The sequence below is a fragment of the Xanthomonas sp. NCPPB 4467 genome (assembly GCF_041475665.2).
GTDB classification, from domain to species: Bacteria; Pseudomonadota; Gammaproteobacteria; order Xanthomonadales; family Xanthomonadaceae; genus Xanthomonas; species Xanthomonas dyei.
Window position 1 is genome coordinate 4,637,358 of the sequence record NZ_CM191260.1, and the last position, 21,183, is coordinate 4,658,540.

Sequence of the window (21,183 nt, forward strand, 5' to 3'; positions counted from 1 at the left end):
CAGGAGACCCAACGTGAGCGACAAGGTTCAACATGTCGGCGATGCCGACTTCGATACAGCAGTACTGCAATCCGGCGAACCGGTTCTGGTGGATTTCTGGGCCGAGTGGTGTGGCCCGTGCAAGATGATCGCACCGGTGCTGGACGATCTGGCCGATACATACCAAGGCAGGCTCAAGGTTGCCAAGGTCAATGTGGACCAGAACCGCGCCCTGGCCATCAAGTACCACGTGCGCTCGATCCCGATGCTGTTGCTGTTCAAGGACGGTGAAGTACAGGCGAGTCAGATCGGGGCGGTCGGCAAGGGCCAGCTGACCCAGATGATCGACAAGACCCTGGGCGGCGCGGCTGCCTGAGTGAGCGGGCGTCCAGCGATGGACGCCCGGCGGTTCGCCGGTAGTTAAACCCTGCAACGGCGGACGCTTGCGCGGTTGCGCGTCGCGGTGATAGTGTCAGTTGGTCCGGCACACGTTCGTGCGCCGCCGTACCCCTCTAGAAACTTCTTCTAGACTCCCATCTACCAATAGTTCGCCCCCCAGCCGGGCGCTCGCACCTTAGCGAGGAATCACGCACTTGTCCGATCATCCTTCCTCCGATACCGGGAGCAGCGTCGACGCTCCCGTCGAGAAGCGCGCGCGCAAGCCGCGCGTGAGCAAGACCGCCGCTTCCCATGACGATGGCGGCGCACAGCAGCCCAACCTGCCCTTGCCAGCCAGTCCCGTACCCGACGCTCCACGCGCCCCGCAGGCACCGTCGCACGCTGCCGATTCGGCACCGGCGCAGACGTCCGGCGATGGTGCAGGCGCCGGTAGCTCACCCGGCAACAGCGCAAACAGCCAGGGCGGCGACAGCTACGGCGAGGCCCGCGAAGGCGGCCAGTCGCAGCAGCAGCGCTTCAATCAGGCGCAGCAACAGCAGAACCAGAATCAGGCGCAAAACCAGGGCCAGACCCAAGGTCAGGGTCAAGGCCAGCAACCGGGCCAGGGCCAGAACGCTGGTCAGAATCAACAAGGCCAGGGTCAAGGGCAGAACCAGCAGGGCAACCGCCGTGATCGGTTCCGCAACCGCCGCGACCGCGGTCCGCGCGATCGGTTCGGCAATGAAAGCGGCGGCATGCCGTCTTCCGATGGCAGCAACGAGCCGTTCATCGCGCGTCCGCATCCGGCCGTGCCGGAAGGCTTCCCGGTGTATTCGCTGAGCGATCTCAAGCGGATGCCGGCGCAGAAGCTGCTGGACATCGCCGATCAGCTCAATATCCAGGAAGGCGTGGCGCGCGCGCGCAAGCAGGACGTGATCTTCGCCCTGCTCAAGGTGCTGACCCGTCATGGCGAAGGCGTTGCCGCTGACGGCGTGCTGGAAATCCTGCCCGACGGCTTCGGTTTCCTGCGTGCCGCCGAAGCCAGCTACCTGGCCGGACCGGACGATACCTATATCTCGCCCAGCCAGATCCGCCGTTTCAATCTGCGCACCGGCGATCATTTGTCCGGCCGCATCCGCTTCCCCAAGGACGGCGAGCGCTATTTCGCGCTGTCGATCGTGGACACCATCAATGGTGAGCCGCTGGAAGCGAGCAAGAACAAGGTGCTGTTCGAGAACCTGACCCCGCTGTTCCCGCGTCGCCGTTTCCGTCTGGAACGTGGCGATGGGTCCACCGAGGACATCACCGGCCGCATCCTGGATCTGATGGCGCCGCAGGGTAAGGGTCAGCGTGCGCTGATCGTCTCCCCGCCCAAGGCCGGTAAGACGATGATGATGCAGCAGGTGGCCACGGCCATCACCAGCAATCATCCCGAAGTGCACATGATCGTGCTGCTGATCGACGAGCGCCCGGAAGAAGTGACCGAAATGCAGCGCACCGTGCGCGGCGAGGTCATCTCCTCCACCTTCGACGAGCCGGCCGCGCGCCACGTGCAGGTCGCCGAGATGGTGATCGAGCGCGCCAAGCGCCTGGTCGAGCACAAGAAGGACGTGGTGATCCTGCTCGACTCGATCACCCGCTTGGCACGTGCCTACAACAACGTGGTGCCCAGCTCCGGCAAGGTGCTCACCGGTGGTGTGGACGCCAACGCACTGCACCGTCCGAAGCGTTTCTTCGGTGCGGCACGTAACGTGGAAGAAGGCGGCTCGCTGACCATCATCGCCACGGCGCTGGTCGAGACCGGCAGCAAGATGGACGAGGTGATCTACGAAGAGTTCAAGGGCACCGGCAACAGCGAAGTGCATTTGAACCGTCGCATCACCGAAAAGCGCGTCTACCCTGCGATCGACATCAACCGCTCGGGCACGCGTCGCGAAGATCTGTTGATCGAGCCGGAGCTGCTGCAGAAGATCTGGATCCTGCGCAAGCTGCTGCATCCGATGGACGAAATCGCGGCGATGGAATTCCTGCTGGACAAGATGAAGACCACCAAGTCCAACGACGAGTTCTTCAGTTCGATGAAGCGCTGAGGTCGGTCTGGATTAGCGCCACAAAAAAGCCCCGCACTGCGGGGCTTTTTTGTGGGCGGCGTTCGCGTGAGAAAACACCTGGTCTTCCGAGCTCGCTCGAACTGGCGCGCGGTCGTTGCCGATCAACTGCCTTGTTGACCGAGAGCTCGACGATCGTCCGTGATGCAAGCGGCTGTCGGATGGCTGATCTGAGGGCGGGCCGACTGCGCGACACCCACCGCATCGATTCGGAACCGCCAGTCGTCTCAGCCTTCGTGCAGCGGCGTGATCAGGCGCACGCCTTCGCCGCGGACGGAAAACAATCCCGATCCCGGCAGCGCGTCCGGGCTGTCGGTCGTGGCGGCTGCGTCGTTCTGCATTCGCCACGACGCGGTCTGACGCGGGCCCGGCAGATACGACTGCCATTTTTTCTGCTTGGCATCCAGGTCCTTCTCGGACGCTGCGATGTCGAACGTCACCGGCACGCGCATCTCCCAGAACGGCGCATTGCGCTCAGACCCGGCAGTGGCCGGAGTGAAGGTCCAACTGCGCGCCTTGGCGATGGAGGCGTCGGCAAATTCCTTGCGCCAGCGCGCACGCTTGGACTCAGGGACCAGTGCGGTGAGGTTGACCTGTTCGGCAACCACATCTTCCACCTTGCCATCGCGTCCGATCTTGAGCAGCAGGTAGACCACGCCAGTGGCGCCGCCCCTGAAGGCATTGACCGGATAGGGCGGCGGCGCCATACCGTTGGGTTGTGCGCTGATGCCCTGCGGGGCCTGGCCGCCGAAATGCGCGCTGCGGATCGACACCTGGTACTGATTGTCATCGGCCGGCTTGGCGACCAGCAGCAAGCTCATCGGCAGCCGCGCCGGCAAGGCATTGCCGTCGTCCTTGACCGGATCGAACCGCCACGCGGCCACCGAGTGCTTGATCCGTTCGCGGACGGCTGCAGGCAAACGCGCCTCGTCGGCGAGCGCCACCGCGGTCACGGTGCCGTCGGGTGTCAGCGTCAACTCGCCGGTGACATTCATGCTCGCTTCGATCTGCGCACGCGCAGCGTCCGGCTTGGCGTGCGCCACGCCCATCGCTGCCAGCGAAAAGAGCATGCCCAGACCCATACGTTGCTTCCACTGCATTGTCTTACTCCATTGGTTGATCGCACGTTTTACCAGCCTGCCGCTGTAAACGAAACGGTCTAGGCAAGCCGCCGCGACTCCGCATACGGCGGCGTGTCCGGATAATCGTCTTCGCGCAGCCGGGCTTGCAGGTCGCGCCACCACTGCGGGTCGAACAGTTCCGGGTGGATGTGTTTGACCGCCTCCAGTTGCGAGGCCGGCAATCCCATGAACAAGGCGAAGCGTTCGGGAAACACATCGCGCGGGCCGACATGGAACCAGGGTTCGGCGGCGAGTTGTTCTTCGTAGGTGGTGGGTTTGGGCCAGTCGCGAAAGGTGCAGTCGGTGATCAGGCACAGCTCGTCGTAGTCGTAGAACACCGCGCGCTGATGGCGGGTGATCCCGAAGTTCTTTAGCAGCATGTCGCCGGGAAAGATGTTGTTGCGCGCCATGTCCTTGATCGCCTGGCCATAGTCCAGCGCGGCGGCATGCGCGGCCTCGGGCAGTTGCTCGCGCAGGTACAGATTGAGCGGGCGCAGGCGCCGTTGGACGTAGCACAGCGCAATCAGCACATCGTCGCCGTCTTCGCTCAGGCTCATCGCGCAGCTGGTCTGCAGTTCTTCCAGCAGTGCTGGCGAGAAGCGCGCCTTGGGAAAGCGCAGAAATCGGTACGGCTGCGCGTCGAGCAGGCGGCCGATGCGATCGAGCTGGAAGACCAATTCGTATTTCCCTTCGACCTGCGCGCGGCTCATGGTCTTGGGATAGGCGAAACGGTCGCGAATGAGCTTGAACACCAGCGGATAACTGGGCAGCGTAAACACCACCATGACCATGCCGGGCGTGCCATCGGCATGCACCAGCTGCTCGGACGGCTGCGCCTGAAAATGGCTGAAAAACGTGCGATAGCGCTCGGTCTTGCCTTGCTTGGCGCGGCCCAGCATGGTGTAGAGCTCGTCGACCGGCTTGTGGGTCAGCAGGCTGCGCAGAAATACCACCGCATCGCCGACCGTGGACAGATCGGCCTGAAAATAACTGCGCGAGTTACTGAACAGTTGTGCGACATCGCTGCGCTTGGTCAGCACCGCTTCGGCGCGCAAGCCGGCACCGTCGTTGATCAGCGCGATGACGCACGGCGAAAACCGATGCTCGCCGAACACACGCCCGACCAGATACGCACGACGTTCGCGATAGAACACCGTTTCCAGCAGTTCGACGCTGCGCACCGGGTGCTCGCCCCAATGCGCCAGATCGTCGAGCAGACGCACCGCAATGGCCGCCGCGCAGCGGGTGCGGTGCGCATACGGCACGGCGAATGCGTAATCGCCCAGCACGCGCACCAGCATGTCGGTCAGCCGGCCCGGCGACACGGCGTAGGTATGCCGTGCGACCGGCACGGTGATGGCATCGGTGGGCTCAATATCCAGCGCGATGAATTCGATATCGGCATCCACGCCATGAGTGCCGAAGTAACGCCGCGTCAGCGTGTTGTAGAAGGTCTTGTACAACTCCTGATCGATCAACCCGGCCAGCAGCGCGGCGTAATGACCGCGTGCGCGCATCCACAACGCGCGGTCGTGCGCCTGCCCCAGCAGCACGGCGCGCAGGCGCAGCATGCATTCGGTGATGTACTGATCGTAGAGCGCGATACGTGCGACGGCGTCATCGCGCGCAGCGCTCCAGTCGCGCGTTTCGAAGCGCTGCTTGGCACGTGCGGTGATCTCTGAAAACCGTGCGTGGTAATCCTCGAACGCTTCGTACACGGCGTGGGCGATCGCCAGCGCGCGGCGTTCGGATTGCGGCGGTAACGGGAGCTGGCTCATGGCGGCAGTGTACTCAGCGCTTGCGGCGACGCGGGGTGGGCAGCGCAGCATGCGGGGCGACCGCTGCCTGCTGCGCGTGCGCAGCATGTTCGCGCGCCTGTGTTTGCAGCCATGCGCGAAACGCGAGAAAGCCGGTGTGTGCGGCCGACCGTGGCGGGTACACCAGGTAATGCGACCAGCTGGTCTTGAGCCGTTGCGCGGACAGCGCCACCAGTTGGCCGGATGCCAGCAACAGGCGTGCGCGCGTCACCCGCCCCATCGCCACACCGACGCCATCCAGCGCCGCGCGGTGATGGGACTCGGAGTCGTCGAGCACGGCGGCATAGCGACGCGGCGGCTCGCCACCGAAGGTTGTAAACCAGCGCGGCCAGTCGCCATCCGGGTCGCCCAGCAGCGGCCATTGCTGCAGCGGCTGCGCATCGATGCCGCCCATGCGCGCGATCAGCGCCGGGCTGGCCATCGGCACCAGCCATTCGTCGAACAACGGTTCGGCGATTACGCCCGGCCATTGCCCGGCGCCGATGCGCATGGCTGCATCCACGTCCGGCTGGCGCTCGAAATCCACCAGTCGCTCGCTGGAAAACAGATTGATCTCGATGGTGGGATGGGCCGCCAGAAAATCGCTCAGGCGCGGCACCAGCCACGCCGAGGCCATCGACGGAGTAATGCTCAGAGTGAGCGTGTCCTCGCGGCGCGCGGCGAACGGCTGGAACGCCTCGGCAATCGCATCCAGATGCGGTGCAATGCGATCGAGCAATTGCTGCCCCTGCGCAGTGGCGCTGACGCCGCGCGCGTGCCGTTGCAGCAACCGATAGCCCAGGCGCTGTTCGAGCGCACGCACCTGGTGACTGAGCGCGCTGACGGTCAGATGCATCGACGCGGCAGCGCGCGACAGATTGCCCAGACGCACCGCACTGACGAAGCCCTGCAATGCGTGAAGCGGCGGACGCGACATGGCTCACCCTTGAATGGAATTCAACGCAGACTTGCAAAAGCCTCGCTTTTGCATGACTCAGCCTGCGCCTACTGTGGCTTCCACTCAAGTGGGAGCAGGATCATGCGCATCTTTACCGAGTTGCTGTTCCAGCACGGGCACATTGCCGACGTGGCGCTTGCAAAGCAGTTGGCAGAACCCGAGATCGCGAGGGAGGTGGCAACGGACGCCACAACCGAACCGGCAAAGCAGACCGCGCAGAGCGCGCCGGTCGCGAGCGAGGCTGCGCGACAACGGCATGCCGAGAAACGCATGGCGCGGCGTGCACGCCGCCTGGTGCGGGCAATGACCGCGCTGTCGCCCTTTCGCTGAAACGACAAGACCCGCCTGTCAACGAGGCGGGCCCTGCATATCGCACTGATTGCACGCACCGCCATGCGGTGCGCGGGGATCAGGCCTTCAACGTGGTCAGCACGTCATTGAAGGTCTTGCTCGGACGCATCGCCTCGCTGACCTTGGCCAGGTCCGGGTGGTAGTAACCACCGATCTCCACCGGCCTGCCCTGTGCGCCGTTGAGCTCGGCCACGATGGTGGCTTCGTTCTCGGTCAGCGCCTTGGCCAGCGGTGCGAACTTGGCCTGCAATGCGGTGTCTTCGGTTTGCGCGGCCAGGGCCTGCGCCCAATACATCGCCAGATAGAAATGGCTGCCGCGGTTGTCGAGCTCGCCCACCTTGCGCGCCGGCGACTTGTTGTTGTCCAGGAACTGGCCGTTGGCCACGTCCAGCGCCTTGGCCAGCACGGTGGCCGACGGATTGTTGTAGCGGTTGCCCAGATGTTCCAGCGACGCGGCCAGCGCCAGGAATTCGCCCAGCGAATCCCAGCGCAGGCAGTTCTCTTCGACGAACTGCTGCACGTGCTTGGGCGCCGAACCGCCTGCACCGGTTTCGAACAGGCCGCCACCGGCCATCAGCGGCACGATGGAGAGCATCTTGGCGCTGGTGCCCAGCTCCATGATGGGGAACAGGTCGGTGAGGTAATCGCGCAGCACGTTGCCGGTGACAGAGATGGTGTCCTGGCCCTTGCGGATGCGCTCCAGCGAGAACGTGGTGGCTTCCACCGGCGGCAGGATGCGGATATCCAGGCCGTTGGTGTCGTGATCCTTGAGGTATGTCTCGACCTTGGCGATGACCTGCGCGTCGTGCGCGCGCGCCTTGTCCAGCCAGAATACGGCCGGGGTATCGCTCAGGCGTGCACGCTCGACCGCCAGCTTCACCCAGTCCTGGATCGGCGCGTCCTTGACCTGGCACATGCGCCACAAATCGCCGGCTTCCACCGCATGCTCGAACACGGTGTTGCCATTGGCATCGGTGACCTTGACGGTACCGGCAGCCGACAGCTGGAAAGTCTTGTCGTGCGAGCCGTATTCTTCGGCCTTCTGCGCCATCAGGCCGACGTTGGGCACCGAGCCCATGGTGGACGGGTCGAAAGCGCCATGCGTGCGGCAGTCGTCGATCACCGCTTGATACACGCCGGCATAGCAACGGTCCGGAATCACCGCCTTGGTGTCTTGCAGCTTGCCTTGCGCATTCCACATCTGGCCGGAGTCGCGAATCATCGCCGGCATCGAGGCGTCGACGATGACGTCGCTGGGTACATGCAGGCTGGTGATGCCCTTGTCCGAATTGACCATCGCTAGCCCCGGGCGCTGCGCGTATTCGGCCTGGATATCGGCCTTGATCTGCGCCTGCTGCGCGTCAGGCAACGTGCCGATGCGGGCGTACAGATCGCCGATGCCGTTGTTGGGATCGAAGCCGACCGACTTGAGCACCTCGGCGTGCTTGCTCAGCGTGTCCTTGTAGAACTCGCCGACCACCACGCCGAACAGCACCGGGTCGGAGACCTTCATCATGGTGGCTTTCAGATGCACCGAGAACAGCACATCCTTGGCCTTGGCATCGGCGATCTGCGCATCGATGAAGCTGGCCAGCGCACGCTTGCTCAGCACTGCGGCATCGACGATCTCGCCGGCCTTTACTGCAACCTTGTCCTTGAGCACGCTGCTGCTGCCATCGGCAGCGACGAATTCGATCTTCAGCGTGCCGGCCTCGGCCAGCGTGGTGGACTGTTCGCTGCCGAAGAAATCGCCGTCGTCCATGTGCGCCACGTGCGACCTGGAGTCGCTGCTCCACTTGCCCATGCGGTGCGGATGCTTGCGTGCGTAGTTCTTGACCGACAGCGGTGCGCGGCGATCGGAATTGCCTTCGCGCAGCACCGGATTCACCGCACTGCCCTTGACCTTGTCGTAGCGCGTCTTGATGTCTTTTTCTGCGGCATCCTTGGGCTCGTCCGGATACGCCGGCAACGCATAACCCTGGCTCTGCAGTTCGGCGATCGCGGCCTTGAGCTGCGGCACCGAGGCGCTGATGTTGGGCAGCTTGATGATGTTGGCTTCCGGCGTGGTGGCCAGTTCGCCCAGTTCTGCGAGGTCGTCGGCGATCTTCTGCGCGTCGGTCAGGCTCTCGGGGAACAACGACAGAATGCGACCGGCGAGCGAGATATCGCGCGTTTCGACCACGATCCCGGCGGTATCGGTGTAGGCATCGATGATCGGCAGCAGCGACTGCGTGGCCAGGAAGGGAGCTTCGTCGGTGAGCGTGTAGAGGATCTTCGGTGTCTTCGACATGAGGTGCGATGGCTCTTGTGGTCGGGAGGAGCGCCGATGCCCGGCGACGTTGACGTTGGCGTGCACGACGGGGGTCGCTAGCGGCACGCCGATCGGCCAGCGCGGCGGACGCGGCATTGGATCAGCACGGCATTGTCGCGTCTGAGCCGCGCCCGGGTAAAGCGACCACAGGCGGACGCTTCATCCCGCCACACGGCCAATCGACATGGATGCAGCTGTAACGAATCCATTGCCGAACCAACGCATAGCAGAAAGGCGCGATCATGCGACCGCGCCTTTTGTTGCAACTTGATGCAGCCCGAGGTTGCCAGTGGCAGACATGACGGTGCTCACGTAGAGAGCCGTCGCCACAGGTGGCTGCCAATCAAGGCAATTATTTGACCGTAATGGTCTGCGGGTTACCTGCCGGTTTACCGTCGACCATAACCTGCGCGGTGTAAGTACCGGCGGGCCAGCCATCGGATTTGCTGAAGCTGAGGTTGGTGGTTTCTGCACCCGTGGTGGTCAGCGTGGCGTTTTGCTCGCCGGCCACTTGGCCGTCCTGATAGGTGAGCTTGGCCGAGACCGCTACGTTGCTCGCGCTGCCATCGGTCTTGACCGACACAATGATGGTGTCCTTGGAGCCGATGGTGGGGGACGGTGTCACCGTCTTGTCGGCGGCGGCCTTGGTCCCGACTACGACGCTGGAGACCTTCACCGCAGAACCCATCGCGGCTGCGGTGTCGGTGCTGGCGGCGCCGGTCGCGGTGCTCTGCCCGGCTTGGTCGCTGGCCGGCGGCGTGGCGGCCGGACCCGGCATCGCCTCAGTGGCAGCACCGGAGGTGGGATCCTTCGAAACGCTGGCGTCTTCGTCCTTCTTGCAACCGGACAATGCGAGCACGCCGGCAAGCGCAATCACAAGCGTGCTTGAAACGGATTTGGTACGCATGGATCAATCTCCGATGATCGAAAAGATCGTTGTTTCTGGAATGTTTTTGCAAGACGCACACACATCGCACCGTGTACCTCGCAATGCAGTGACGATCGCGTAGGCAGCTACGCCTTGTGCGGTAAACGCAGGACCTGGCCCGGGAAAATTTTGTCCGGATCCTTGAGCGTTTCGCGGTTGGCTTCGAAAATGCGCGGCCACAATGCGCCATTACCCAAGTGACGTTTGGCGATGCTGGACAGACTGTCGCCTGCCTGCACAGTGACTGATTCCTCGACCAGCTCTGCGGTGCTCTGCACGCTGGTGCGCACGTTGGAAAAATCCGGAGCAGGCGTCACGTCGGCGGTGCTATCGACCGACGACGCCACGTTGGAGAAATCTGCTTTTTTATCGGTACTCATTGCTGCAATCCTTCATGCATCACGAGGACTGCAGGGTGCGCGGAGCGCTGTTAAGCATGGATCGCGCCACCGTGAAGCTGGCGCGATCCTGTCGCGCAGCGACTTACTGACGCAAATCGCGGAAGATCGACAGCGGCGTGGGCACGCTGGGCGAGCTCCGTAGCGGATTGATGTCCAGCCCGCCACGCCGGGTATAACGCGCCTCGACCACCAGCCACTCAGGGGCGCAACGGGTCAGCACGTCATTGAAAATGCGCTCCACGCATTGCTCATGAAACTCGGCGTGGTCGCGGAAACTCACCAGATAGCGCAGCAGGCCTTCGCGGTCGATCGGCGCACCCCGATAGCGCAGCGTGACGCTGGCCCAATCCGGTTGGCCGGTCACCGGGCAATTGGATTTGAGCAATGCAGAAGTCAGCACTTCTTCCACTGCCGCCGCTGTCTGCGCACGCAGATACGCCGCATTGGGCGGGCCGTAATCGTCGATGCTGACATCCAGGGTATCGATCGACTCGCCTTCGCCCACCGAATCGATCGGCGGCAAACCGAATTCCACCGATACATCGGCGCCGGCGCGCGTGGACAGGTCGGTGACGATGCGCGTGCGCACCGCTTCGGCACTGTTGAAGCGCGTGGCATTGAGCGAGTTGAGATACAGCTTGAGCGATTTGGATTCGATCAACGACGGCGAATCGAAGGGCACATGCAAGGTGGCCGTGGCCACGCACGGCTTGCCCTGTGCATCCAGCCAGCTCAGCTCGTAGGCGTGCCAGCGATCGCGGCCGATAAAGGGCAAGGCGCCGGTCAGGCCGATCGCCTCGCGACCGGCCGCGCGCGGAATCGGAAACAGCAGCGACGGGTCGTAGCCGCTGGGGTAAGCGACCTCACGACCGAGGGTGGACTCTTCTGGGGTATTCATCGCGCCATTTTAGGCCGAGCCGACTGGCCCTGAGCTATATGGCGAACGCTGGAGCACCGAGCTGGCAACAGCAGCAGCGGGTCTTCAAGCAGCCCGCCGACCCACCTGATTGGCGACGGTCAGCGGGAATCGTGCAACTGCACGCGATTCCCGATTCCCGATTCAGCCTGTCTCACCTTGATGCAGATAATCCAGCGACACCTGCAACAGCGCGCGCAGGCCCAGGTCCAGCGAGGACTCGTCCAGCAGGAACTGCGGCGAATGGTTGCTGGGCGCGGTGGCCGGGTCGATGCCCTTGGCGGTGGAACCGACGAAGAAGAACATCGACGGCACCTGCTGGGCGTAGAACGAGAAGTCTTCGGCGCCCATCTGCAGCGGCGGCTCGTAGACGTTGTCGGCGCCCACCACGGCCTGCAGGCTGGGCAGCATCCTGGCGGTCAGGGCCGGGTCGTTGACCGTGGCCGGGTTGCCGTCCTGGTCGGGCACCTTCGCATCCACCTTGGCGCCGTGTGCGGCGGCGGTGTGCTCGGCCACGGTCTTGAGGTCGGCGAAGATCTGCTGGCGCATGCCTTCGTCGAAGGTGCGGATGGTGCCGATCATTTCCACATCGTCGGGAATGATGTTGTAGCGGATGCCGCCCTTGATCGCGCCGAAGCTCAGCACCGCCGGCTGCTTGGACAGGTTGGCGCGGCGGCTGATCACCGTCTGCGCGGTGGAAATCATGTCGGCGCTGGCCACGATCGGGTCGATGCCGTTCCACGGCGCCGAGCCGTGGGTCTGGCGGCCGATCATCTTGATCGCAAAGCGGTCAGAGGCCGCCATAAGCGGGCCGCTGCGCACCGCGATCTTGCCGGCCTGCACGCTGGAGAACACATGCAGGCCGAATACCGCCTGCGGCTTGAAGTCGGCAAACAAGCCCTCCTTGAGCATCAGCGAGGCGCCGCCTTCCTCATTGCCCGGCGCACCTTCTTCGGAGGGCTGGAAGATCAGCATCACTTCGCCGGGCAGCTGGTCGCGCATGCCCACCAGCGCTTCGGCCACACCGAGCAGGATGGCGGTGTGGGCGTCGTGGCCGCAGGCATGCATGACCCCGACCTGCTCGCCGCGGTACTCGGCGGTCGCCTTGGCGGCGAAGGCCAGCCCGGTCTGCTCGGTGACCGGCAGCGCATCCATGTCCGCGCGCAGGGCGATCCTGGGGCCGGGCTTGCCGCCCTTGATGATCGCCACCACGCCGTGATGGGCGATGCCGGTACGCGGCTTGAGGCCGAGCTTGCGCAGCTGCGCGGCCACGGTGGCGGCGGTGCGCTCCTCGCGGTTGGACAGCTCCGGGTGCTGGTGGAAGTCGCGGCGCCACTGCACCACCTTGGGCTGCAGCGCGCTGGCGGCGGTCTGGACCTCGGGCCGTGGCGCAGCCTGTGCGGCGGCAAGCGTAGGCAGGGCCAGCAGCAGCGCGCTGGTCAGCAGGCGGGAATGGCGCATCGAGAATCCTCCAATCAGTGGCCGTCACTGTAGTGCACCGCACCGCCAGAGCGCAGCGTGGCCGGTGGCGAACGCCTGATTGGCCGGCGCCACGGGCCGCCGGGGCGCGGTGGGGGTCGATTCAGCCCGGCGGTCAACCGCAGCGGCGCTGACGCGTTGCCGCTGCACGCATCCGTGAACCATGCGGTCGTTTCGCCCGGCGAGCCGTTACTTCAGTAACGCTCAATTGCCCGGACGCAGCGATATGCTTCGCAAAGCCGCCCCACGGTCGCCCCAGGCGCCCGGCCCGCCCTCAGGAGTTGTCGCATGTCGCGTTTTTGGAAGATCACACTGCTGGTCGTAGCGGTGCTTGTCGTGGTGTTTGTCGCAATGCGGATGATGGGCGGGGGCAATCACGGCAAGCGGGCGGACGCGCCGGATGGCAATGGCACCGAAAACAGCGGCCCGGTGCCGGTCACGGTGGTGGCTGCCACCACCCAGGACGTGCCGGTCTACGCCAGCGCGCTGGGCACGGTCACCGCGCTCAATACGGTCACGGTCAGCCCGCAGGTCGGCGGCCAGCTGATGAGCCTGAATTTCAAGGAAGGCCAGGAAGTGAAGAAGGGCGACCTGCTGGCGCAGATCGACCCGCGCACGCTGCAGGCCAGCTACGACCAGGCGCTGGCGGCCAAGCGACAGAACCAGGCGCTGCTGGCGACGGCGCGGGTGAACTACCAGCGCTCCAACGACCCGGCCTACAAGCAGTACGTCTCGCGCACAGACCTGGATACCCAACGCAACCAGGTGGCGCAGTACGAGGCGGCGGTGTCGGCCAACGATGCGCAGATGCGTTCGGCGCAGGTGCAGTTGCAGTTCACTCGCGTCACCGCGCCGATCGACGGCATCGCCGGCATCCGCGGGGTGGACGTGGGCAACATCGTCAGCGCCAGCTCCACCATCGTCACCCTGACCCAGATCCGCCCGATCTACGTGTCCTTCAACCTGCCCGAACGCGAGCTGCAGGCCGTACGCAGCGGCCAGGCGGCGTCGCCGCTGGGCGTGGCGGCGCTGGATCGCGGCGATGCGCATGTGGTCAGCGGCGACGGCAAGCTGGATGTCATCGATAACCGCATCGCCGCCGACAGCGGCACCTTCGGCGCGCGCGCGATCTTCGACAACACCGACAACGCGTTATGGCCGGGGCAGTTCGTCAACGTGCGGCTGCAGCTGCGCACCATCTCCGGCGGCACCGTGGTGCCGACCCAGGCCGTGCAACGTGGCCCGGACGGCGACTACGTGTACGTGGTGGGCAACGACAACACCGCGCAGATGCGCACCGTGGTGCAGGGCGTGGAAGTGGACGATAGCCATGTGCAGGTCACCAAGGGCCTCAAGCCCGGCGAGCGCGTGGTCACCGAAGGCCAGTTCCGGCTCAAGCCGGGCAGCAAGGTCAGCGCGCTCAAGCCGGGCGAAACCCCGCCCGAGCCCACCGAAGCCGAGCTCAAGGCGGCGCAGGACAAGCAGAAGAGCAGCGGCGGTGGCGGTGGCCGACGCGGCGGCGGCCCGCGCTAATGCCTGACCACTGGCGACGGGACACCCCGCCGCCAGTGCGCGTCGGCGCCCTGCGCGCCGGCACCGATTGACGTCTTCAGCAAGGACTCCCCCGTGGGCTTTTCGACCATCTTCATCCGCCGCCCCATCGCCACCTCGTTGTTGATGGCGGGCGTCCTGCTGCTGGGCATCCTGGGCTACCGGCAATTGCCGGTGTCGGCATTGCCGGAAATCGACGCGCCCAGCCTGGTCGTGACCACCCAGTACCCCGGCGCCAACGCGACCACCATGGCCTCGCTGGTGACCACACCGCTGGAGCGCCAGTTCGGGCAGATCTCCGGCTTGCAGATGATGACCTCCGACTCGTCGGCAGGCCTGTCCACGATCATTCTGCAGTTCTCGATGGAGCGCGACATCGACATCGCCTCGCAGGACGTGCAGGCGGCGATCCGCCAGGCCACCCTGCCCTCGTCGTTGCCGTATCAACCGGTCTACAACCGGGTCAATCCGGCCGATGCGGCCATCCTCACCCTCAAGCTCACCTCCGATTCGCTGCCGCTGCGCGAGGTCAACCGCTACGCCGATGCGATCCTGGCCCAGCGCCTGTCGCAGGTGCCGGGCGTGGGCCTGGTGTCGATCGCCGGCAACGTGCGCCCGGCCGTGCGCATCCAGGTCAACCCGGCGCAGCTGTCGAACATGGGCCTGACCATGGAGTCGCTGCGCAGCGCGCTGACCCAGACCAATGTCAGCGCGCCCAAGGGCTCGCTCAACGGCAAGACCCAGTCCTACAGCATCGGCACCAACGACCAGCTCACCGATGCGGCGCAGTACCGCGAGACCATCATCAGCTTCGCCAACGGCCGCCCGGTGCGGCTGGCCGATGTGGCCAACGTGGTGGACGGGGTAGAAAACGACCAGCTCGCCGCGTGGGCCGATGGCAAGCCGGCGGTGCTGCTGGAAATCCGCCGCCAGCCCGGCGCCAACATCGTGCAGACGGTGGAGCAGATCCGCAGCATCCTGCCGCAGCTGCAATCGGTGTTGCCGGCCGACGTGCATCTGGAGGTGTTCTCCGACCGCACCGAAACCATCCGCGCCTCGGTGCACGAGGTGAAGTTCACCCTGGTGCTGACCATCGCGCTGGTGGTGGCGGTGATCTTCGTGTTCCTGCGCCGGCTGTGGGCCACCATCATTCCCTCGGTGGCAGTGCCGCTGTCCCTGGCCGGCACCTTCGGGGTGATGGCGTTCGCCGGCATGTCGCTGGACAACCTGTCGCTGATGGCGCTGGTGGTGGCGACGGGGTTCGTGGTCGACGATGCGATCGTGATGATCGAAAACATCGTGCGCTACATCGAACAGGGCAAGACGGGCCCGGAAGCGGCCGAAATCGGCGCCAAGCAGATCGGCTTCACCGTGTTGTCGCTGACGGTGTCGCTGGTGGCGGTGTTCCTGCCGCTGCTACTGATGCCGGGCGTCACCGGACGGCTGTTCCATGAGTTTGCGTGGGTGTTGTCGATTGCAGTGGTGATCTCGATGCTGGTGTCGCTGACGCTGACGCCGATGATGTGCGCCTACCTGCTCAAGCCAGATGCCCTCCCCGAAGGCGAAGACGCGCACGAACGCGCAACAGCGGCCGGCAAGACCAATCTGTGGACGCGCACGGTGGGCGCGTACGAGCGCAGCCTGGATTGGGTGCTTGCGCATCAGCCGCTGACCCTGGCGGTGGCGATCGGCGCGGTGGCATTGACGGTGGTGCTGTATGTGGCGATCCCCAAGGGCCTGCTGCCCGAACAGGACACCGGCCTGATCACCGGCGTGGTGCAGGCCGACCAGAACGTGGCGTTTCCGCAGATGGAACAGCGCACCCAGGCAGTGGCCGCCGCGCTGCAGAAGGATCCGGCGGTGACCGGCGTGGCCGCCTTCATCGGCGCCGGCACCATGAACCCGACCCTCAACCAGGGCCAGTTGTCGATCGTGCTGAAGACGCGCGGCGACCGCGATGGCCTGGACGAGGTGCTGCCGCGCCTGCAAAAGGCCGTGTCCGGCATTCCGGGCGTAGCGCTGTTCCTCAAGCCGGTGCAGGACGTCACCCTGGACACCCGCGTGGCCGCCACCGAATACCAGTATTCGATCTCGGATGTGGACAGCACCGAGCTGGCCACCTGGGCCGGGCGCATGACCGAGGCGATGCGCAAGCTGCCCGAGCTGGCCGATGTGGACAACAACCTGGCCAACCAGGGCCGCGCGCTGGAGCTGAGCATCGACCGCGACAAGGCCAGCATGCTCGGCGTGCCGATGCAGACCATCGACGACACGCTCTACGATGCCTTCGGCCAGCGCCAGATCTCCACCATCTTCACCGAGCTCAATCAGTACCGCGTGGTGCTGGAAGTGGCGCCGGAATTCCGCAGCAGCACCGCATTGATGAATCAGCTGGCGGTGGCCAGCAACGGCAGCGGCGCACTGACCGGCACCAATGCCACCAGCTTCGGCCAGGTGACCTCGTCCAACTCGTCCACCGCCACCGGCGTGGGCAACCAGAACACCGGCATCGTGGTCGGTGCCGGCAGCATCATTCCGCTGGCCTCGCTGGCGCAAGCCAAGGTCACCAACACGCCGTTGGTGGTGAGCCACCAGCAACAGCTGCCGGCGGTGACCATCTCGTTCAATCTGGCGCCGGGGCACTCGTTGTCGCAGGCGGTAGCAGCGATCGAGAAGGCACGCGAAGACCTCAAGATCCCGACCCAGGTGCATGCGCAGTTCGTCGGCAAGGCGGCCGAATTCACCGGCAGCCAGACCGATATCGTGTGGCTGCTGCTGGCCTCGATCGTGGTGATCTACATCGTGCTGGGCGTGCTGTACGAAAGTTACATCCACCCGCTGACGATCATCTCCACCCTGCCGCCAGCCGGTGTCGGCGCGTTGCTGGCATTGATGATGTGCGGGCTGAGCCTGTCGGTGGACGGCATCGTCGGCATCGTGCTGCTGATCGGCATCGTCAAGAAGAACGCGATCATGATGATCGACTTCGCCATCGACGCCCGCCGCGAAGGCGCCAACGCGCACGAGGCGATCCGCCGCGCCTGCCTGCTGCGTTTCCGCCCGATCATGATGACCACCGCCGCCGCCATGCTGGGTGCGTTGCCGCTGGCACTGGGCACCGGCATCGGCTCGGAACTGCGTCGCCCGCTCGGCATCGCCATCGTCGGCGGCTTGCTGCTGTCGCAGCTGGTGACGCTGTACACCACCCCGGTGATCTATCTGTACATGGAACGCGCCGGCGAGCGCTTGCGCGCATGGCGCGCGCAGCGTGCCGCTGCGGCGCTCGGGCATGCTGGAGAACGGACATGAGGATGGGCGCCGCAATAATCGGGACCGGGGACCCGGGACCGGGGGCCCGGGATGAAGCCAGGAGGCTGAGCAACGCCCCCAGGACCCCGGAAGCAGCGAGCCACCAGCGCGAGCAGCGGCAGTTGCCTTCGCTTTCCCGAGTCCCCGGTCCCCGGTCCACGGTCCCGGCTTCGGAATCGTCCCAATGAACATCTCCGCGCCCTTCATCAAGCGCCCGATCGGCACCTCGCTGCTGGCGATCGGTTTGTTCGTGATCGGATTGATGTGCTATCTGCGGCTGGGCGTGGCGGCGTTGCCGAACATCCAGATCCCGGTGATCTTCGTGCACGCCACGCAGTCCGGCGCCGATGCCAGCACCATGGCCTCCACCGTCACCGCGCCGCTGGAACGCCACCTGGGCCAGCTGCCGGGCATCGACCGCATGCGCTCGTCCAGTTCGGAGAGCAGCAGCCTGGTGGTGCTGGTGTTCCAGAGCAATCGCAACATCGATTCGGCCGCGCAGGACATCCAGACCGCGATCAATGCATCGCAATCGGACCTGCCTTCCGGGCTCGGCACGCCGATTTACTCCAAGGCCAATCCGAACGACGACCCGGTCATCGCCATCGCCTTGACCTCGGACACCCAGTCGGCCGATGAGCTCTACAACGTGGCCGATTCGCTGCTGGCGCAGCGCTTGCGCCAGATCACCGGCATCAGCTCGGTGGATATCGCCGGTGCGTCCACGCCGGCAGTGCGCGTGGACGTGGACCTGCGTGCGCTCAACGCACTCGGGCTGACCCCGGACAATCTACGCAACGCGGTGCGCGCCGCCAACGTCACCTCGCCGACCGGCTTTTTGTCCGACGGCAACACCACCATGGCCATCATCGCCAACGATTCGGTGGCCAAAGCCGCCGATTTCGCGCAGTTGGCGATCTCCACCCAATCCAACGGGCGCATCGTGCGGCTGGGCGATGTGGCCACCGTCTACGACGGCCAGCAGGATGCGTATCAAGCCGCCTGGTTCAACGGCAAACCGGCGGTGGTGATGTATGCCTTCACCCGCGCCGGCGCCAACATCGTCGAGACCGTGGACCAGGTCAAGGCGCAGATTCCCGAGTTGCGCGCCTACCTGCAGCCCGGCACCACGCTCACGCCCTACTTCGACCGCACGCCCACCATCCGCGCTTCGCTGCACGAGGTGCAGGCCACGCTGATGATCAGCCTGGCGATGGTGGTGCTGACCATGGCGCTGTTCCTGCGCCGGCTCGCGCCCACGCTCATTGCCGCGGTCACCGTGCCGTTGTCGCTGGCCGGGTCGGCGCTGGTGATGTACGTGCTGGGCTTCACCTTGAACAATTTGAGCCTGCTGGCGCTGGTGATCGCCATTGGCTTTGTGGTCGACGATGCGATCGTGGTGATCGAGAACGTCATGCGGCATCTGGACGAAGGCATGCCGCGCCTGGAGGCCGCCCTGACCGGTGCGCGCGAGATCGGCTTCACCATCGTCTCGATCACTGCCTCGCTGGTGGCCGTATTCATTCCGATGCTGTTTGCCAGCGGCATGGTCGGCGCGTTTTTCCGCGAATTCACCGTCACCCTGGTGGCGGCGATCGTGGTGTCGATGCTGGTGTCGCTGACCTTGACCCCGGCGCTGTGCAGCCGCTTCTTGTCGGCGCATACCGAGCCGGAAAAACCCGGCCGTTTCGGCGCCTGGCTGGACCGCATGCACGAGCGCATGCTCGCCGTGTACACCGTGGCGCTGGATTTTTCGTTGCGCCACGCGTTGTTGCTGTCGCTGACGCCGTTGCTGTTGATCGCCGCCACCATTTTTCTGGGTAGTGCGGTCAAGAAAGGCTCGTTTCCCGCGCAGGACACCGGCCTGATCTGGGGCCGCGCCAATTCCAGCGCGACGGTGTCGTTTGCCGACATGGTCAGCCGCCAGCGCCGCATCACCGACATGCTGATGGCCGACCCGGCGGTGAAAACCGTGGGCGCGCGGCTGGGCTCCGGCCGCCAGGGCTCGAGCGCCTCGTTCAATATCGAGCTAAAAAAACGCAGTGAGGGCCGCCGCGACACCACCGCGCAAGTGGTCGCACGCCTGAGCGCTAAAGCCGACCGCTACCCGGATCTGGACCTGCGCCTGCGCGCCATCCAGGACCTGCCCAGCGACGGCGGCGGCGGCACCAGCCAGGGCGCGCAATACCGCGTGTCGCTGCAGGGCAACGATCTTGCACAGCTGCAGCAATGGCTGCCCAAGCTGCAGGCGGCGTTGAAGAAGAACCCACGCCTGCGCGATGTCGGCACCGACGTGGATACCGCCGGCCTGCGCCAGAACATCGTGATCGACCGCGCCAAGGCCGCGCGCCTGGGGATTACGGTCGGTGCGATCGATGGCGCGTTGTATGGCGCGTTCGGCCAGCGCTCGATTTCCACCATCTATTCGGATCTCAACCAGTACAGCGTGGTGGTCAATGCACTGCCCTCGCAGACCGCCACCCCCAAGGCGCTGGATCAGATCTTCGTGCCCAACCGTGCCGGGCAGATGGTGCCGATCACCGCGGTGGCCACCCAGACCCCCGGCCTGGCGCCGCCGCAGATCATCCACGAAAACCAGTACACCACGATGGATCTGAGCTACAACCTCGCCCCGGGCGTGAGCACCGGCGAGGCGGATCTGATCATCAAGTCCACGGTGGACGGATTGCGGATGCCCGACGGCATCCGCCTCAGCGGCGACGACAGCTTCAATGTGCAGCTCAGCCCCAATTCGATGGGGGTGTTGCTGCTGGCTGCCGTGCTCACCGTCTACATCGTGCTGGGCATGCTCTACGAGAGCCTGATCCACCCGGTGACCATCCTGTCCACGCTGCCGGCCGCTGGCGTGGGCGCGCTGCTGGCGTTGTTCCTGACCAACACCGAGCTGTCGGTGATCTCGATGATTGCGTTGGTGCTGCTGATCGGCATCGTCAAGAAGAACGCGATCATGATGATCGACTTCGCCTTGGTGGCGCAGCGCGTGCATGGCATGGATGCGCGCGCGGCCGCACGTGAGGCGTCGATCGTGCGCTTCCGCCCGATCATGATGACCACGATGGTGGCGATTCTGGCGGCGGTGCCGCTGGCGGTGGGCCTGGGCGAAGGCTCGGAACTGCGCCGCCCGCTCGGTATCGCGATGATCGGCGGCCTGGTGTTCTCGCAGAGCCTGACCCTGCTCAGCACCCCGGCGCTCTACGTGATCTTCTCGTGCCTGAGCGAGCGCTGGAAAGCGCGCCGTGCGCGTGCGCGCGCACGCCGTGCAGAACGCGCGGCAGCACGGCGACCAGCAGCCTCGGCGCACTGAGGCTGGGCTGACAAAAACCGAAGAGAAGTGATTGAACGGTGTGGATGCGTTGCGGTTGTGGAGCGGCTGATCTGCGGCTTGGCTGCAAGGCCCTTGCCCGCCCACCATCGCAGGACACGCTGCAAGTACGTCCTTGTAAGCTCTTACGCGGCATCCATGCCGCGTAAGGTCCCGCGACGGTGAGCGGGCAAGGACCAGTCGAGAGTGTCGGTGTGCAGGGTTTTAAACGAAGCTACCGATCAACTCTCTGGTGCGGTGTCCTCACCGCTTGC

At 65.1% G+C, this 21,183-nt stretch carries 14 protein-coding genes; 6 read left to right on the forward strand and 8 right to left on the reverse strand.

Going from position 1 to position 21,183, the window contains the following annotated elements; all coding sequences use genetic code 11:
- Positions 1-13 precede the first annotated feature (13 nt).
- On the forward strand, positions 14-355 hold the full coding sequence (trxA, locus tag ACCQ06_RS20345; protein WP_005987953.1) for a thioredoxin TrxA: 342 nt from the start codon (positions 14-16) through the stop codon (positions 353-355).
- 217 nt (positions 356-572) lie between these two features.
- Positions 573-2,447: a transcription termination factor Rho gene (rho, locus tag ACCQ06_RS20350; protein WP_316688915.1), complete on the forward strand. Its 1,875-nt coding sequence runs from the start codon at positions 573-575 to the stop codon at positions 2,445-2,447.
- A 245-nt stretch (positions 2,448-2,692) separates the two neighbouring features.
- Here the strand turns inward: rho and ACCQ06_RS20355 are convergent, their stop codons facing one another.
- The 3 genes from ACCQ06_RS20355 to ACCQ06_RS20365 are packed head-to-tail and all read right to left on the reverse strand — an operon-like array spanning position 2,693 to position 6,319.
- A complete protein-coding gene (locus tag ACCQ06_RS20355; protein WP_316688916.1) occupies positions 2,693-3,565 on the reverse strand; it encodes an energy transducer TonB in 873 nt (290 codons plus the stop codon).
- Between the two features lie 59 nt (positions 3,566-3,624).
- The gene (aceK, locus tag ACCQ06_RS20360; protein WP_316688917.1) at positions 3,625-5,364 is read right to left on the reverse strand and encodes a bifunctional isocitrate dehydrogenase kinase/phosphatase; all 1,740 of its coding nucleotides are present in this window, start codon (positions 5,362-5,364) and stop codon (positions 3,625-3,627) included.
- 13 nt (positions 5,365-5,377) lie between these two features.
- On the reverse strand, positions 5,378-6,319 hold the full coding sequence (locus tag ACCQ06_RS20365) for a LysR substrate-binding domain-containing protein (protein WP_104615729.1): 942 nt from the start codon (positions 6,317-6,319) through the stop codon (positions 5,378-5,380).
- A gap of 102 nt (positions 6,320-6,421) precedes the next feature.
- Between ACCQ06_RS20365 and ACCQ06_RS20370 the strand changes: the two genes are divergently transcribed.
- Positions 6,422-6,670 (forward strand): hypothetical protein, encoded by a 249-nt coding sequence (locus tag ACCQ06_RS20370; protein WP_104615730.1) that lies wholly within the window; start codon positions 6,422-6,424, stop codon positions 6,668-6,670.
- A 79-nt stretch (positions 6,671-6,749) separates the two neighbouring features.
- Here the strand turns inward: ACCQ06_RS20370 and ACCQ06_RS20375 are convergent, their stop codons facing one another.
- From ACCQ06_RS20375 to ACCQ06_RS20395, 5 genes are all read right to left on the reverse strand, one after another.
- Entirely contained in the window at positions 6,750-8,981 is a 2,232-nt protein-coding gene (locus ACCQ06_RS20375; protein WP_228324680.1) for an NADP-dependent isocitrate dehydrogenase, read from the reverse strand.
- A gap of 373 nt (positions 8,982-9,354) precedes the next feature.
- A complete protein-coding gene (locus ACCQ06_RS20380) occupies positions 9,355-9,909 on the reverse strand; it encodes a hypothetical protein (RefSeq protein WP_104615732.1) in 555 nt (184 codons plus the stop codon).
- 107 nt (positions 9,910-10,016) lie between these two features.
- Positions 10,017-10,310, reverse strand: coding sequence for a LysM peptidoglycan-binding domain-containing protein (locus ACCQ06_RS20385; protein WP_316688918.1), 294 nt, complete (start codon positions 10,308-10,310; stop codon positions 10,017-10,019).
- Positions 10,311-10,413: 103 nt separating this feature from the next.
- Positions 10,414-11,229, reverse strand: coding sequence for an NADPH-dependent 7-cyano-7-deazaguanine reductase QueF (gene queF / locus ACCQ06_RS20390; protein ID WP_316688919.1), 816 nt, complete (start codon positions 11,227-11,229; stop codon positions 10,414-10,416).
- A 162-nt stretch (positions 11,230-11,391) separates the two neighbouring features.
- Positions 11,392-12,708 carry a M20 family metallopeptidase gene (locus ACCQ06_RS20395; RefSeq protein WP_316688921.1) on the reverse strand — a complete coding sequence of 439 codons (1,317 nt, stop codon included), beginning with the start codon at positions 12,706-12,708 and terminating at the stop codon, positions 11,392-11,394.
- Positions 12,709-13,014: 306 nt separating this feature from the next.
- Here ACCQ06_RS20395 and ACCQ06_RS20400 point away from each other — a divergent pair, with 306 nt between their 5' ends.
- From ACCQ06_RS20400 to ACCQ06_RS20410, 3 genes are all read left to right on the forward strand, one after another.
- Positions 13,015-14,259 (forward strand): efflux RND transporter periplasmic adaptor subunit, encoded by a 1,245-nt coding sequence (locus ACCQ06_RS20400; RefSeq protein ID WP_104615736.1) that lies wholly within the window; start codon positions 13,015-13,017, stop codon positions 14,257-14,259.
- Between the two features lie 93 nt (positions 14,260-14,352).
- Complete coding sequence (locus ACCQ06_RS20405; RefSeq protein ID WP_228324683.1) at positions 14,353-17,586, forward strand: efflux RND transporter permease subunit; 3,234 nt, start codon at positions 14,353-14,355, stop codon at positions 17,584-17,586.
- A gap of 184 nt (positions 17,587-17,770) precedes the next feature.
- Entirely contained in the window at positions 17,771-20,911 is a 3,141-nt protein-coding gene (locus tag ACCQ06_RS20410) for an efflux RND transporter permease subunit (RefSeq protein WP_104615738.1), read from the forward strand.
- The last annotated feature ends 272 nt before the right edge of the window (positions 20,912-21,183 follow it).

Bases quoted from the DNA above. Each gene is read 5' to 3' on its own strand.
- ACCQ06_RS20355 (WP_316688916.1), bottom strand. From the start codon at position 3,565: ATGCAGTGGAAGCAACGTATGGGTCTGGGCATGCTCTTTTCGCTGGCA.
- aceK (WP_316688917.1), bottom strand. From the start codon at position 5,364: ATGAGCCAGCTCCCGTTACCGCCGCAATCCGAACGCCGCGCGCTGGCG.
- ACCQ06_RS20365 (WP_104615729.1), bottom strand. From the start codon at position 6,319: ATGTCGCGTCCGCCGCTTCACGCATTGCAGGGCTTCGTCAGTGCGGTG.
- ACCQ06_RS20370 (WP_104615730.1), top strand. From the start codon at position 6,422: ATGCGCATCTTTACCGAGTTGCTGTTCCAGCACGGGCACATTGCCGAC.
- ACCQ06_RS20375 (WP_228324680.1), bottom strand. From the start codon at position 8,981: ATGTCGAAGACACCGAAGATCCTCTACACGCTCACCGACGAAGCTCCC.
- ACCQ06_RS20380 (WP_104615732.1), bottom strand. From the start codon at position 9,909: ATGCGTACCAAATCCGTTTCAAGCACGCTTGTGATTGCGCTTGCCGGC.
- ACCQ06_RS20385 (WP_316688918.1), bottom strand. From the start codon at position 10,310: ATGAGTACCGATAAAAAAGCAGATTTCTCCAACGTGGCGTCGTCGGTC.
- queF (WP_316688919.1), bottom strand. From the start codon at position 11,229: ATGAATACCCCAGAAGAGTCCACCCTCGGTCGTGAGGTCGCTTACCCC.
- ACCQ06_RS20395 (WP_316688921.1), bottom strand. From the start codon at position 12,708: ATGCGCCATTCCCGCCTGCTGACCAGCGCGCTGCTGCTGGCCCTGCCT.
- ACCQ06_RS20400 (WP_104615736.1), top strand. From the start codon at position 13,015: ATGTCGCGTTTTTGGAAGATCACACTGCTGGTCGTAGCGGTGCTTGTC.
- ACCQ06_RS20410 (WP_104615738.1), top strand. From the start codon at position 17,771: ATGAACATCTCCGCGCCCTTCATCAAGCGCCCGATCGGCACCTCGCTG.